The sequence below is a fragment of the Halomonas sp. IOP_31 genome, from assembly GCF_021151495.1.
Classification (GTDB): domain Bacteria; phylum Pseudomonadota; class Gammaproteobacteria; order Pseudomonadales; family Halomonadaceae; genus Modicisalibacter; species Modicisalibacter zincidurans.
On record NZ_JAIRBP010000004.1, the window covers coordinates 52,291 to 66,801 of the forward strand.

Annotated in this window: 11 protein-coding genes; 5 read left to right on the forward strand and 6 right to left on the reverse strand. The window is 65.7% G+C overall.

What is annotated here, in order from left to right; all coding sequences use genetic code 11:
* Positions 1-111: 111 nt before the first annotated feature.
* From K7I12_RS03760 to K7I12_RS03775, 4 genes are read right to left on the reverse strand one after another with little or no spacing between them, the layout of a single operon-like run.
* Entirely contained in the window at positions 112-648 is a 537-nt protein-coding gene (locus K7I12_RS03760) for a dihydrofolate reductase (protein WP_231663074.1), read from the reverse strand.
* The gene (locus K7I12_RS03765) at positions 645-1,439 is read right to left on the reverse strand and encodes a thymidylate synthase (RefSeq protein ID WP_231663075.1); all 795 of its coding nucleotides are present in this window, start codon (positions 1,437-1,439) and stop codon (positions 645-647) included. Before K7I12_RS03765 ends, K7I12_RS03760 begins: the two co-directional genes overlap by 4 nt.
* An 18-nt stretch (positions 1,440-1,457) precedes the next feature.
* Positions 1,458-2,267 carry a prolipoprotein diacylglyceryl transferase gene (lgt, locus tag K7I12_RS03770; RefSeq protein ID WP_231663076.1) on the reverse strand — a complete coding sequence of 270 codons (810 nt, stop codon included), beginning with the start codon at positions 2,265-2,267 and terminating at the stop codon, positions 1,458-1,460.
* Between the two features lie 44 nt (positions 2,268-2,311).
* On the reverse strand, positions 2,312-3,613 hold the full coding sequence (locus K7I12_RS03775; RefSeq protein ID WP_231663078.1) for a response regulator: 1,302 nt from the start codon (positions 3,611-3,613) through the stop codon (positions 2,312-2,314).
* Between the two features lie 91 nt (positions 3,614-3,704).
* Here K7I12_RS03775 and K7I12_RS03780 point away from each other — a divergent pair, with 91 nt between their 5' ends.
* Positions 3,705-4,490 (forward strand): NRDE family protein, encoded by a 786-nt coding sequence (locus K7I12_RS03780; protein WP_031382659.1) that lies wholly within the window; start codon positions 3,705-3,707, stop codon positions 4,488-4,490.
* 192 nt (positions 4,491-4,682) lie between these two features.
* On the opposite strand, the gene ptsP is transcribed toward K7I12_RS03780, so the two are convergent.
* Positions 4,683-6,962: a phosphoenolpyruvate--protein phosphotransferase gene (gene ptsP / locus K7I12_RS03785; RefSeq protein ID WP_031382658.1), complete on the reverse strand. Its 2,280-nt coding sequence runs from the start codon at positions 6,960-6,962 to the stop codon at positions 4,683-4,685.
* Between the two features lie 43 nt (positions 6,963-7,005).
* A complete protein-coding gene (locus K7I12_RS03790; RefSeq protein ID WP_031382657.1) occupies positions 7,006-7,497 on the reverse strand; it encodes an RNA pyrophosphohydrolase in 492 nt (163 codons plus the stop codon).
* 186 nt (positions 7,498-7,683) lie between these two features.
* Between K7I12_RS03790 and K7I12_RS03795 the strand changes: the two genes are divergently transcribed.
* From K7I12_RS03795 to K7I12_RS03810, 4 genes are all read left to right on the forward strand, one after another.
* Complete coding sequence (locus K7I12_RS03795; protein WP_031382656.1) at positions 7,684-8,337, forward strand: HAD family hydrolase; 654 nt, start codon at positions 7,684-7,686, stop codon at positions 8,335-8,337.
* A 222-nt stretch (positions 8,338-8,559) separates the two neighbouring features.
* On the forward strand, positions 8,560-10,146 hold the full coding sequence (gene mqo, locus K7I12_RS03800) for a malate dehydrogenase (quinone) (RefSeq protein WP_231663079.1): 1,587 nt from the start codon (positions 8,560-8,562) through the stop codon (positions 10,144-10,146).
* Between the two features lie 123 nt (positions 10,147-10,269).
* Positions 10,270-11,367 (forward strand): efflux RND transporter periplasmic adaptor subunit, encoded by a 1,098-nt coding sequence (locus K7I12_RS03805; RefSeq protein ID WP_231663080.1) that lies wholly within the window; start codon positions 10,270-10,272, stop codon positions 11,365-11,367.
* On the forward strand, positions 11,367-14,450 hold the full coding sequence (locus K7I12_RS03810; protein WP_231663081.1) for an efflux RND transporter permease subunit: 3,084 nt from the start codon (positions 11,367-11,369) through the stop codon (positions 14,448-14,450). The genes K7I12_RS03805 and K7I12_RS03810 overlap by 1 nt, the downstream gene beginning before the upstream one ends.
* The last annotated feature ends 61 nt before the right edge of the window (positions 14,451-14,511 follow it).

The following is a 14,511-nucleotide window of genomic DNA, read 5'->3' on the forward strand; positions in this document are numbered from 1 at the left end:
AGCGTTTAGCCAGCTTCAGCCTGCGCCGGAAATTCAGCCATTCTTGTTATCGTTCGGTCGCGTTGCCATGCCGTACGGCGAGAAGGCCAACGCCATCCATGCCGTCCCATCTCAGCGGCGATGATAAACGACGAAATCATAAGCAGGACGGCCCTGTCGGCCGCTTTCCTCGCCCGGTATGCGCTGTTCTTCGTACCAGGCTTGCCGATCGATGGCCGGAAAGCGTGCATCACCATCAATCTCGACATCGACTTCGGTCAGGTAGAGTCGCGATGCCCGCGGCATTGCCTGAGCGTAGATCTCGCCACCGCCCATGACCATGATCTCCTCGACACCGTCGATGATCGCCTGATCGTCGGCCAATGCCAAGGCGGCGTCCAGATCATGACAGACGCGCACGCCCTCGGCCTCGAAACCGGCATCGCGGGTGACGACGATGTTCAGTCGGCCGGGCAGCGCACGGCCGATCGAGGCGAACGTCCTGCGGCCCATCACCAGCGGTTTGCTCTGGGTCATGCGCTTGAAGAACTTGAGATCTTCGGGCAGGTACCAGGGCAGCTGGTCGTCGATGCCGATCACGCCATTGCGCGACACCGCGGCGATCATCGCCACCGGCACCCGCGATTCTTCGAGTATTGCGTCGCTCATACCGCCACCTGCGCCTTGATAGGCGGATGCGGGTCGTAGCCTTCGATGGCGATATCCTCGAAGCGAAACGCGAACACATCGTCGATCGCGGGGTTGAGGATCAGCGTCGGCCGCGCACGCGGCGTGCGGGTGAGCTGCAGCTCGGCCTGCTCGATATGATTGAGATACAGGTGGGCGTCGCCGAGGGTATGCACGAATTCGCCGGGCGCCAGATCGCAGACCTGGGCGATCATCTGCGTCAACAGTGCATAACTGGCGATATTGAACGGCACGCCGAGAAAGACATCGGCGCTGCGCTGATAAAGCTGGCAGGACAACCGACCCTCGGCGACATAGAACTGGAACAGGGCGTGACACGGCGGCAGCGCCATCTCGTCGACCAGCGCCGGATTCCAGGCGCTGACGATCAACCGCCGCGAATCGGGATTGCGGCGGATCTGCTCGACGAGCTTGGCGATCTGATCGACATGGCCGCCATCGGGGCGTGGCCAGCTACGCCATTGATAACCGTAGACCGGGCCCAGGTCGCCGTTGTCATCGGCCCACTCGTCCCAGATACGCACGCCGTTGTCACGCAGGTAGGCGATATTGGTGTCGCCGCGCAAAAACCACAGCAGCTCGTGGATGATCGAGCGCAGATGCAACTTCTTGGTGGTCACCAGCGGAAAGCCGTCGGCCAGGTCGAAGCGCATCTGGTGACCAAAGACGCTCTGCGTGCCGACACCGGTGCGGTCGGCTTTCTTGACGCCGGTGTCGAGTACCCGGCGCATCAATTCAAGGTAGGGCTGCATAACTCGCCTGTCGCAGAATCAGGATGTCGCTTCGCGCGCCTCGAGCTTGTCGCCGTCCACCGGCTGGCTCCGTGCCCAGGCCAACAGCGCCAGGCCGGCCAGGATCATCGGCAGGGACAGCAGCATGCCCATGGTCAGCCAGTCGAAGGCGATGAAGCCGAGTTGCGGGTCCGGCCGGCGAACGAACTCGACGGCGAAACGGAAGATGCCGTAAAGCACCAGGAACAGGCCGGAAATCATACCGCGACGACGCGGCGTGCGCGACACCGTCCACAGGATGGCAAACAATACCACACCCTCGAGGGCGAACTCATAGAGCGACGAGGGGTGGCGCGGTTGACTGCCCCCCGGAAAGACCATTGCCCAGGGCAGGTCGCTGACGCGTCCCGGCAGTTCGGCATTGATGAAGTTGCCGATGCGGCCCGCGCCCAGGCCGATCGGCACCAGCGGAGCAATGAAATCGGTCGTCTGGAAGAATCCCAGGCGATGCTTGCGGGCAAACAGCAGTGTCGCGATCAACACGCCGATCAGACCGCCGTGAAAGCTCATGCCGCCATCCCAGACCTGAAACAGCCATAGCGGATCGGCCAACAGACGTTCGAAGCCGTAGAACAGCACGTAACCGATGCGCCCGCCCAGCACCACCCCCAGCGCGCCGTAGAACAGCATGTCACCGATATCGTCGGGCTTCAGTCCCAAGCGCGCCGCCCGCAACCGCCCCAGCCACCAGGCAGCGATGAATCCGACCACGTACATCAGGCCATACCAGTAGACTTTTACTGGTCCCAAGGCGATGGCCACCGGGTCGATCTGCGGATAGTCGAGCATGTCGTCTCCTAGTGTTTGGTCCAAAAAAGTCGCAAGTAAATGAATCAAGATACTATCGAAGGAGCGATCATGCCGGGCAGCCAGCGTTGCACCACGTCGATCAGCGCCTGGGGGCGATAGGGCTTGGCCAGATAGTCATCCATGCCAGCGGCAAAGAAGCGTGCGCGATCGGTCGCGCTGGTGTTGGCGGTCAGCGCCACCATCACGCTGCGCCCGCCCCGCACGCTTTCCCGCTGACGCCAGCGCCGGGTGGTCTCGATGCCGTCCAGCGACGGCATGTAGATATCCATGAAGACCAGCGCGTAACTATGCTCCATCGCCAAGTCGAGGGCCTCCTCGCCGCTGCGCGCAGTGTCGACCAACAGGCCTTGATCGGTCAGTACCCGTCGCGCCAGGGCGGTATTGACCGGGCCGTCGTCGACGATCAATACCCGCTTGCCCGAGGCGGTGCTGTCCGCGCGTCCGGCCTGACCCGCCTCGTCGGCCTCGGTTTCGGCGACACGCTCGAGCAGCGAGACAAGCCCCGCGAGGCGTTCGCCCAGCGATGAGCCGCTTTCGGCGTCGGCAGGCGTTACCTCGAGGCTTTCGAGCTCGCGACGAAGCTGGCCGAGATAGCGCGACTTGAGCTTCGATTCCTGCCGGGCACGATCGCGCTCCTGCCGGAGATGGTAAAGCTGATGGTGCGACTCGCTGTCGTCGTGCAACAGCCCCAACGCCTGGCCCCGCGCAGCCAGGCGACGATCGATGCGGAACGCATGGCGCCCCCCGTGGGCGTCGCTGAGTACGGCGTAGTCGGCGGACTCGCCAAGAAAGGGCTCGCTGGCATCCAGCGCATCGATCGACACGTCCTGCAGGTCGCGGCGCGAGCGCCCAAGACGCTGAACCAGACGATCGTTGACCGTCACCAGCCGGTTGCCGCCAGCCAGGAAGGCGGCTTGCGGCAAGGACTCGAGCAGGTCCTCGATACGACTCTCGGCCTGTCGCTGCGGCAGGCTCTCCTCCAGCACCTTTATCACCGCATCGAGATCCGGCGGCAGAGGCTCGGGCACATCGGACTCGCGCACCAGCTGGCTGAGCCGGACCGCGGCCTGAAAGCGCTCGAGCCGCTGACGCTGGCGGGCACCGCGCCAGCCCAACAGGGCGAAGACCAGACTGCCTGACAGCCAGATCATCACCAGGGCATCGCGAATCTCGGCATTGAAGCGCTGGCCAACCAGCACCGCCACCAGCAGGCAGGTAAATGTCAGGCCGGCCTCGAGACCCCACAGCCACGCCGACAGCCTCGGCGGCCCGCCGCTCGGCATGTCAGGCCGGGCTGGCCGTTTACCTTCGGAGATGTCCTGCATCCCAACCCCTGTCATCGACAATCGCCAGAGTGTACGCTCAGCGTCCGTAACCTGTCATGCCGCGCTTTGCCCTCGTCCTTGAGACAATGCCATGTGTCTGATCGTTCTCGACTGGCGCCCCGGTAGCGCCGCCCCCTTGCGCCTTGCCGCCAATCGCGACGAGCGCCATGACCGCCCCGCCGCCCCCCTGGCACGCTGGCGCGATTGTCCCGCGATCCTCGGCGGTCGCGACCTCGAGGCCGGCGGCAGTTGGCTGGCCGCGCACTCAGGCGGCCGCGTGGCCGCGATCACCAATGTTCGCGCCCCCGGCTTCAAGGCCGGCGCGGCCGGGCCGAGCCGCGGTCATCTGGTTCATCAGGCGCTTGTCGAAGCCGAGCTCGGCGCCTGGCTGGAGCGGCTTGCCAGCCAGGCGGCGCAGGCGTATGCCGGCTTCAATCTGCTGGCATGCGACGGCGAGACGCTCTGGCATCTCCACCATGGCCCCCTTGACACCCGGCTGGCGCAGGTGAAACCCGGTCTGCACGGTCTTTCCAACGCCAGTCTCGATACGCCCTGGCCCAAGCTGACCCAGGCCCGTGAGCACCTGGCCAGGCTGCTCGACGATCCCCGCCGCAACTTTCTGGACGACGCCTGGACGCTGTTGAGCGATGCGCGGCAAGCCGACGATGAGAGCCTTCCGGACACCGGCGTGGGGTTGACGCTGGAGCGCCAGCTCTCGGCCGCATTCATCCTCGGCCAGGACTATGGCACGCGTGCCAGCACGCTGCTCGAATGGCGGGCGCACGGCGAGATCGTCATCGCCGAGCGAAGCTTCGAACCCGGCGGCATTGCGGCCGGGCACCGCCAATGTCGCTTGCCGGTAGCGGCCCTGGCGTAAGAATCGAAATATTCGGATCATCGCGAACAAGTTCGCTCCCACAATCTCTGCCGGTAGCTTGCCCTTGTGGGAGCTTGCCCTTGTGGGAGGGAATTTATTCCCGATAGCGAATTTATTCCCGATAGCGAATTTATTCCCGATAGCGAATTTATTCCCGATAGCGGTGAGCATGGCACCCAGACGCCGCTATAGCTATGCGTCGTCGCGCGGCGGCAACAGGTGGGTCAATTGCCATTCGGCGAAGCGCGCACGCAGGTGCGCGCGCACCGCGGTCGGCGTGGTGAAGCGCAGGGTTTCCTCGACCAGCTCCCGGGCCGCGCTCATCGACACGCGACGAATCGCCGCACGCACCCGCGGCAGACTCGGCGCATTCATCGACAGCGCATCGAAGCCCATCCCGGTGAGCAGCAAGGCGCCACAGGGATCCCCGGCCAGCTCGCCGCACACCGACGTGGGAACACCCAGGCGATGGCTCTCTTCCGACAACCTGGCCAGCGCCGACAGCACCGCCGGATGGCAGGCGTCGTAAAGACCCGCCACACGCGGATTGTTGCGATCCACCGCCAGCAGGTACTGGGTCAGGTCGTTGCTGCCCACCGAGAAGAAATCCAGCCGTTGGGACAGCGCCTCGAGCTGATAGAGCGTCGCGGGGACCTCGATCATTACCCCGACCTGGGGCCGCTTGATCCTAGCGCCCTCTTCGTTGATCTCGTCGTTGAGCTCGGCCAGCGCCCGATCGAGCAGACGCAACGCGGCGTCGACTTCGTCGACGTTGGTGATCATCGGCAGCATGATGCGCAGGTTATCCAGCCCGGCCGACGCGCGCAGCATCGCCCGCAGCTGGACCATCAGCACCTCGGGATGGTCGAGGGTCACGCGAATCCCGCGCCAGCCGAGGAACGGATTGGCCTCGTGAATCGGGAAGTAGGGCAAGTCCTTGTCGCCGCCGATGTCCAACGTGCGCATGACCACCGGCAACGGCGCAAACCCCTCCAGCTGCTCGCGATAGAGCCGAGTCTGCTCGTGCTCGCCCGGGAAGCGCTCGGTGATCATGAACGGCACTTCGGTACGGTACAGCCCGACCCCGGCGATACGCGGCTTGAGCACTGCCACCGCATCCACCGCAAGGCCGGTATTGACCATCAACGGGACGCGATGACCGTCCAGCGTTTCGCTGGGCAGGTGCTGCTCGTGCTCGAGCACCTCGGCGAGCGCCAGCTCCTCGTCGATCTGCTTCTGGTAATGACGGGTCAGGTCATCGTCGGGACGCACCAGCAACCGCCCACGGTGACCGTCGAGTATCACCGGCGCACCGTTGAGGCGGGGCAACGGCAGATCGACCATGCCCAGCACGGTGGGAATGCCCATCGCCCGAGCCAGGATCGCCACATGGGAGGTACTCGAGCCTTTCAACGAGACCAGCCCCGCCAGGCGCTCGCGGGGCACCTCGCCGAGCATCGCCACGCTGAGCTCGTCGCCGATCACCACGCAGCGCTCGGGAAAGCCATCGAAACTCTCGCCGGCATCCTGTTGCAGATGTGCCAGCACGCGGCGCCCCAGGTCACGAATGTCCGCGGCGCGTTCACGCAGGTAATCGTCGTCGACGCGCTCCAGGTACTGGACGTGGCGGCGTACCACGTCGGCCAGCGCGCCGGGCGCCCACTGGCCCTCGCGGATGCGCTTCTCGACCTCCTGACCCAGCGCGGCATCGGCCAGCATCTGCTCGTAGACATCGAACAGCGCCAGTTCCTGGCTGGAAATGCGGCTGGCGAGACGCTCCCCGGCGCGCCGGATCTCGTGGCGCACCCGCTCGATCGCCTCGCTCAAGCGGCGAATCTCGAGTTCGATGTCGGTGGGTATCAGGTCGGGCACGTTGTCCAGATCGGCCGGTGGCGCGATGACCACCGCCTTGCCGATCACCATGCCCGGCGAGGCGGCGATGCCCTTGAAGGTCGCCATGCCGTCGGCCCGCGTCGGTCGCGCCAGGGTGCCGGTGGCCAGCGCATGCGCCAGCACGCCGGCGAGCTGCGCCGCCATGGTCACCAGGAAGGCCTCGTCGCCCTCGTCGTAGCGACGCTTCTCCTGCTGCTGGACGACCAGCACCCCCAGCGCGCGGCGCTGATGGATGACCGGCACGCCGAGAAAGCTCGAGAAGCGCTCCTCGCCGGTTTCCTCGAAATAGCGAAAGTGCGGATGCGCCGGGGCATCCTCGAGATTCAGCGGTTCCTCGCGCTGACCGACCAGGCCGACCAGGCCCTCGCCGAGGCGCATCGAGACATGACCCACGGCCTGGGTATTCAGACCGATGGTATCCATCAGCACCAGGCGGTCCTGGGCGGCATCGAACAGGTAGATGGAGCACACATCGGTGTGCATGGCCTTGCGGATGCGTCGCACCATGGTGGCCAACGCGGCCTCAAGACTGCGTGCTCCATTGACCTCCTGGACGATGCGTCTTAGTACATCGAGCATGGGCGTTCTTCTTGTAGTCGAAGGATCGGGGGGTGCCGCAGCGTCAACGCTCGCCCAGGGCGAGTCGCTGGACGCTTGGCGCCAGCTCTCGCAGGGCACGGCGATAGACCTCCCGCTTGAAGGGCACGACCTGCCCCAGCGGATACCAATAACTGACCCATCGCCAGCCGTCGAACTCCGGCTTGGCCGTGGTATCCATGCAGATGCGACTGTCCTGACAGCGAATCTTGAGCAGGAACCACTTCTGTTTCTGGCCGATGCATATCGGCCGCGATTGCGTGCGTATCATGCGCCGGGGCAGGCGATAGCGCAGCCACCCTCGGGTACAGGCCAGCACTTCGACGTCGTCGGGGGTGAGGCCGATCTCCTCCTCCAATTCCCGGTAGAGCGCCTGTTGCGGTGACTCGTAACCCTTGATGCCTCCTTGAGGAAACTGCCATGCATTCTGCCCAACCCGACGCGCCCAGAGCAGCTGGCCCTCAGGGTTGGTAATGATGATACCAACGTTGGGGCGGAAGCCGTCAGCGTCGATCACGGGCTTCACCTTATGAATCCGATATTGGATTCATTCTTCCACAAACGTCGAAAGCGCATCAACACACGGCCGAAAACCCGCGACGGTGGGCAAGCGCCGGGCGTTCTGCAATAATCGCCGCCGCCTTTGAAACCGCCGGCTGCGCCTGACATCAACCAGCCTGACACCAACCAGAGGAGAGTGCTCTTGAGCCTGGCCATCTTCGATCTCGACAACACCCTGCTGGGCATCGACAGCGACCATGCCTGGGGCGAGTTCCTGGTCGAACAGGGCGCCGTGGATCCGATCAGCTATCGCGAGGCCAACCAGCGTTTTCTCGCGGCCTACCAGGACGGCACGTTGGACATTCATGCCTACCTGGCCATGGCCCTCAAACCGCTCGCCGAAAATAGTCCCGAACAGCTGGCCGCCTGGCATCAGCAGTTCATGGCCAGCAAGATCGAGCCGCACATCCTGCCCAAGGGCGAGGAATTGCTGGCCCGGCATCGCGAACGCGGCGACACCCTGTTGATCATCACCGCGACCAACCGCTTCATCACCGGGCCGATCGCCAGGCGCCTGGGCGTCGACGAGCTGATCGCCGTCGATGCGGAAATTCGCGAAGGTCGCTATACCGGCCGCGTATCGGGCACCCCCAGCTTCCGCGAAGGCAAGATCCAGCGCCTCGAGGAGTGGCTGGCGAACCGCGACGTCAGTCTTGATGACGCCTGGTTCTACAGCGACTCGCACAACGACCTGCCGTTGCTCGAGAAAGTCGATCATCCGATCGCCGTGGACCCCGACGCCACCCTCGACAGCATCGCCCGCGCACGTAACTGGCGAATCATAAGCCTGCGATAGAAAAATAGCCGTGCTAGAGATGCTGCATCGCGGCATCGGCACCCTCGCCAGACATCCGCTCAAGTCATTGACTAAGCGGATTTTTTTCGGCCACCACAAAGACAATGTTTTGCTTATGACTAACGCCTCCTGCATAACCCATACCTTTTGAGTGGCTCGTCTTTTCCGCGCCGACCGGTATAATGGGCTTATTTGAATCAGCCCAAAGGGTGACAACCAACCATGCAAGAGGCCGTTGACGTCGTACTGGTAGGTGGCGGAGTGATGAGCGCCACGCTCGCAACACTGCTTCATGAACTGGAACCCACGGCGCGTATCGAGCTCGTCGAGCGCCTGGATTCCATGGCCAGCGAAAGCTCGTTTGCCTGGAACAATGCCGGCACGGGGCACGCCGGCTTGTGCGAACTCAACTACACGCCGCCCGGCGCCGATGGCTCGATCGACATCGACAAGGCGATCCGCATCAACACCCTGTTCGAGGAATCCAAGCAGCTCTGGAGCGCTCTGGTCGCGCATGGCAACCTCGGCGACCCCGCCGACTTCCTGTCGCCGGTGCCGCACCTGAGCTTCGTGCGTGGCGAGAAGAACGTGAGATTCCTGCGCGCTCGCCACGAAGCCATGAGCAACCACCACTGCTTCGAGTCGATGCAGTATTCGCAGGATCCCGCGACCATCGCCGCCTGGGCCCCGCTGCTGATGGCAGGGCGCACGGCCGACGAACCGGTCGCCGCGACCCGCGTCGAAGCCGGCACGGATGTCAACTTCGGGGCCTTGACCAACCGGCTGCTGACCCGCCTGACCGAACAGGACAGCGATCGGGTCGGCATCCGCACGGGCCAGACAATCAGGGATCTCGCGCGCAACGCCGACGGCACCTGGAATCTGCAGATCGAGACCCGCGCTGGCGGGCAGCGCGTCGTGCGCTCGCGCTTCGTCTTCCTGGGTGCCGGCGGGGCCTCGCTGCGCCTGCTGCAGAAAAGCGGCATTCCCGAAGCCAGGGGCTATGGCGGCTTTCCCGTCAGCGGGCAGTGGCTGCGCTGCGACAAGCCCGAGGTCGTCTCGCAGCACCGGGCCAAGGTGTACAGCAATGCCGCCGTCGGCGCGCCGCCGATGTCGGTGCCGCATCTCGACACCCGCCATGTCGACGGCAAGCCCTCGCTGCTGTTCGGCCCCTTCGCCGGCTTTACCACCAAGTTTCTCAAGAACGGCTCCATCCTCGATCTGGTCAAGACCGTGCGCGCGACCAATCTCAGCCCGATGCTGTCCGTCGCGCGCAGCAATGTCAGCCTGATGAAATACCTGCTCGAACAGGTTCGGCTCTCCCACGCTCAACGCGTCGAGGAACTGCGCGCCTTCTATCCGGACGCCCAGGCCGAGGATTGGCAACTCGAAGTCGCCGGCCAGCGCGTTCAGATCATCAAGAAGGATCCCCGGCGGGGAGGCACACTTCAGTTCGGCACCGAGATCGTCACCGCTAGCGACGGTTCCCTGGCCGCCTTGCTGGGCGCCTCGCCCGGCGCCTCGACGGCCACCTCGATCATGCTCGACCTGATCGAGCGCTGCTTCCCCGAGCGCTTCGCCTCCGTACAGTGGCAGGCGCGTCTCAAGCGCCTGGTGCCGGTGCGCGCCGAGACCTTGCAGAAGGACGCAACCCGGCTCGGCGAAGTACGCCGCGAGACGCATCGAATCCTCAAGCTCGGCGCCGCCGACCCCGCTTCCAGCCGCCCTGCCGAGTCGACACCGCGCGCCACCCGCGTGCCGAGCCGCAACGCCGATGAGACGCGGCATGAGTCGATGACGGCTTCCTGAATCATCTTTGCCTGATACACTGACTGCCCCGGCCATGCCCGGGGCAGGTGCGTTTACACGGACGATGGCCCGGGCCATCTTGGCCAAGGGATGGTTACTTCTATTATGCGTTGGCGATTCTCGTTGTCCCCTGCATGGCTCGCCCTGTTGCTCGGCGTGGCGCTATTGGTCTGGCTGGCCTTCGGCGACATGCAGCGCTTTCGCCAGCGGCCCCCCGAGGCGCAAGCGAGCGCTCAATCCAGCCTGCCGCGGGTCGAGGTCGAGACCGCCCAGGCCCAGGCGTATACGCCTCACGTCATCCTCCAGGGGCAGCTCGAATCGCGTCAGGAGGTCACCCTGCGCGCTCGCCGGGCCGGCGAGGTCATCGCCCTGCCGCAGCCCCGGGGCGCCAGGGTGGACGCCGGTACGCAGCTCGTGGAGGTCGACCCCGGCGACCTGCCGGCGCAGATCGAGCGCGCCGAAGCGCAGCTCGCCCTGAGCCGCTCGGAACTCGCCGGCGGGCAAAAGCTCAGCGGCCGCAACCTGGTCTCCGACAATGAATTGCTGCGCCTCAAGAGCGCGCTGGCCCAAAGCCGTGCCGAGCTTGCCGAGTTGCGTGAGTCGCTCGCCGACACGCAGATCGAGGCCCCCTTCGCCGGCGTGCTCGACCGGCTCGAGGTCGACATCGGCGAGTATCTGCAAGCCGGCGAGGAGATCGGCCTGCTGGTCGATATCGCCCAGCTCAAGGCCAAGGCGTGGCTACCCCAGCGCCGCGCCGACGAGGTCCGCGAAGACATGCCGGTCACCGTCACGCTGCTCGATGGGCGCATCCTCGAGGGACAGGTCAGCTTCCTCGCCAGCAGCGCCGAGGACGCCACTCGCAGCTACCCGCTCGAGGTCCGCGTGTCCAACCCGCAGCGCCTGCGCATCGCCGGAGCCAGCGCGACACTCGACATCGCCCTGCCCGAACGGCCGGCACAGCGCATCTCGCCGGCCCTGCTGGTGCTCGACGCACGCGGCCGAATGGGCGTCAAGACCGTCTCGGACGACGCCACGGTACGCTTCATGCCAGTCGACCTCATCAGCGCCGATGCCGATCAGGCCTGGGTCGGCGGCCTGCCTGACGCGGTGCGCCTGATCACCCTGGGCGGCGGTTTCGTCGAAGCCGGGCAGCGCGTCGAGGCGGTGGCGGCCGAGCGATCCACGGCCCAACCCGCCTCACCCGCCCCGGGTGATCGCTGATGCGCGCGCTGATCGATGCCGCGCTGGATCGCTCGCGCACCACCCTGCTGCTGCTGGCGTTCCTGCTGCTGGCCGGCGGCCTCGCCTACCAGGCGATTCCCAAGGAAGCCAATCCCGACGTCGCGATTCCCATGATCTACGTCTCGATGAGCCTCGAGGGGGTCAGCCCCGAGGATGCCGAGCGCCTGCTGGTGCGTCCCATGGAGCAGGAACTGCGCGCCATCGAGGGCATCGAGCAGATGACCGCCCAGGCCAGCGAGGGCTTCGCCTCGATCACCCTGGAGTTCGACGCCGGCTTCGATCCCCGCCAGGCGCTGGCCGACGTGCGCGAGAAGGTCGATATCGCGCGCAGTTCCCTGCCCGAGCAGGCCGAGGAACCGCGGGTCATGGAAGTCAACGTATCGCGCTTCCCGGTGCTCTCGGTGGGTCTGTCGGGACCGCTGTCGGCCGCCGAGCTGATGACCGCGGCACGCGGCCTTAAGGACGCCATCGAGAGCATCCCTCAGGTACTCGAGGTCGACATCGCCGGCGAGCGCGAACGCCTGATGGAGATCGTCGTCGACCCGCTGATCCTCGACAGCTACGGCATCGACTTCGACACCTTGCTCAATCTGGTCTCGCGCAACAACCAGCTGGTCGCCGCGGGCAGCATCGACAACGGCGCCGGTCGTCTGGCGATCAAGGTGCCCGGGGTGATCGAAAACCTCGACGACCTGCTCGGCATGCCGATCAAGGTCGACGGCGACCGGGTGGTCACCTTCGGCGACGTCGCGACCATTAACCGCACCTTCAAGGACCCCGCCGGCTACGCGCGCATCGACGGCCAGCCGGCGATGGTGCTGGAAATCTCCAAGCGCACCGGCGCCAATATCATCGCCACCATCGACGCGGTCAAGGCGCTGCTCGCCGAGGCCGGGCCGCAGTTGCCCGAGACCCTCGACGTGCGCATCATCATGGACGAGTCGACTACCGTCGAGCGCTTGCTCAACGACCTGCTCAACAATGTGCTGACCGCGGTGGTGCTGGTGCTGATCGTGATCCTGGCGACCATGGGGTTGCGCTCGGCGCTGCTCGTCGGGCTGACCATCCCCGGCGCCTTCCTGATCGGCATCCTGCTGATATGGGCGGTCGGCTATACGCTCAACATCGTGGTGCTGTTCGCGCTGATCCTGGTCGCCGGCATGCTGGTGGACGGCGCCATCGTGGTCGCCGAGCAGGCCGACCACAACCTCGTCGCAGGCCAGCCGGCACGCGCCGCCTGGGCCGGCGCGGCGGGGCGCATGGCCTGGCCGGTAATCACCTCCGCCGCCACCACGCTGGCGGTGTTCATGCCGTTGCTGTTCTGGCCCGGCGTGGTCGGCGAATTCATGAAATACCTGCCGGCCACGGTGATCCTGTGCCTGCTCGCCTCGCTGGTCATGGCACTGGTGTTCCTGCCGACCCTGGGCCATCTGCTGAGCCGCGAACGCTCCACCGGCAGCCTCCGGGTCAGCACCGGCGGCCGGCTCTACCGCCGTGTGCTGGCACGCCTGCTGCGTCACCCGGCACTGACGCTCATCGGCACGCTGCTGCTGATGGCGCTGGTCTACGTCGGCTACGCACGCTTCAACCAGGGCGTCGAGTTCTTCCCCTCGGTGGAACCCGACAGTGCCCAGATTCTGGTCCATGCGCGCGGTGACCTGTCGGTCGCCGAAAAGGATGCCGTGGTCCGGCGCGTCGAACGCCGCGTCGCCGGAATGGCCGAGATCAAGGCGCTCTACGCACGTTCTTTCGCGGTCCCCGACGGCCAGCTCGGCGCCGACGTGATCGGCCAGTTGACCTTCCAGTTGATCGACTGGAACCAGCGCCGTCCGGCGCGCCGGATCCTTGCCGAGATGGCCGAGCGCACCGTCGACCTGCCCGGCGTGCGCCTGGAATTCCGCGAACAGGAGCAGGGCCCGACCGGCGGCAAGCCGATCCAGATCGAACTCACCGCGCGCCAGCCGGCAGCGATCGAACCCGCGATCGAGCAGTTGCGCGCGGCGATGAACGAACTCGACGGCTTCCGCGACATCGAGGACAATCGCAGCCTGCCCGGGGTCGAGTGGCGGCTACAAGTCGATCGCGAGGCGGCAGCCCGCTTCGACGCGGATGTCACCACCGTCGGCAGCGCGGTGCAACTGGTCACCAACGGCCTGCAACTCGCCACCTATCGCCCGCCCGACGCCGACGACGAGGTCGACATCCGGGTGCGCCTACCCGGGGCCTGGCGTAGTCTCGACCAGCTGCGCCGCTTGACCGTCACCACCGCGCGCGGCCAGGTGCCGATCAGCCAGTTCGTGCGCCTCGAGCCGGCGCCCAAGGTCGGCACCCTGCATCGCGTCAACGGACGGCGCGCACTGACCCTGAAAGCCGACGTCGCCCCCGGCCGGCAGATCGACGAGCGCCTGCGCGCGCTGAGCGGCGCGCTCGATTCGCTCCCCGAGGGGGTCCGCTACAGCTTCGCCGGCGAGCAGCAAGACCAGGCCGAGACCAGCCGCTTCCTGGGCATAGCCTTCGGCGTGGCGATCTTCATGATGTCGATCATCCTGGTCACTCAGTTCAACAGCCTCTACCAGGCGGGCTTGGTGCTCTCGGCAATCGTCTTTTCCACCGCCGGGGTGCTGCTCGGCCTGCTGCTCAATGCACAGCCGTTCGGCATCGTCATGGTGGGCATGGGCATCATCGCCCTGGCCGGCATCGTGGTGAACAACAATATCGTGCTGATCGACACCTACAATCAGTTGCTGGCCGAGGGCCTGGATGCCTTCAACGCCGCGCTCGAAGCCGGCAGCCGGCGTCTGCGGCCGGTGCTGTTGACCGCCATCACCACGGTGCTAGGGCTGATGCCGATGGTGCTGAGCGTCAATGTCGATCTACTCTCGCCGATCCTGGGTTTCGGCGCGCCCTCGACCCAGTGGTGGACCCAGCTGTCCAGCGCGATCGCCGGCGGGCTGAGCTTCGCCACCGGCCTGACGCTGCTGCTGACGCCGTGCATGCTCTACCTGGGCGCGCGCATCGGGGCGCGACTGCGCAGCCGCCGCGGAACGACGCAAGGGGCGTGATAAAACCTTCAGCCCATGCGCCAGTGGCCATCCAAACCAGTGTTAGATAGGGGTCGGGAAG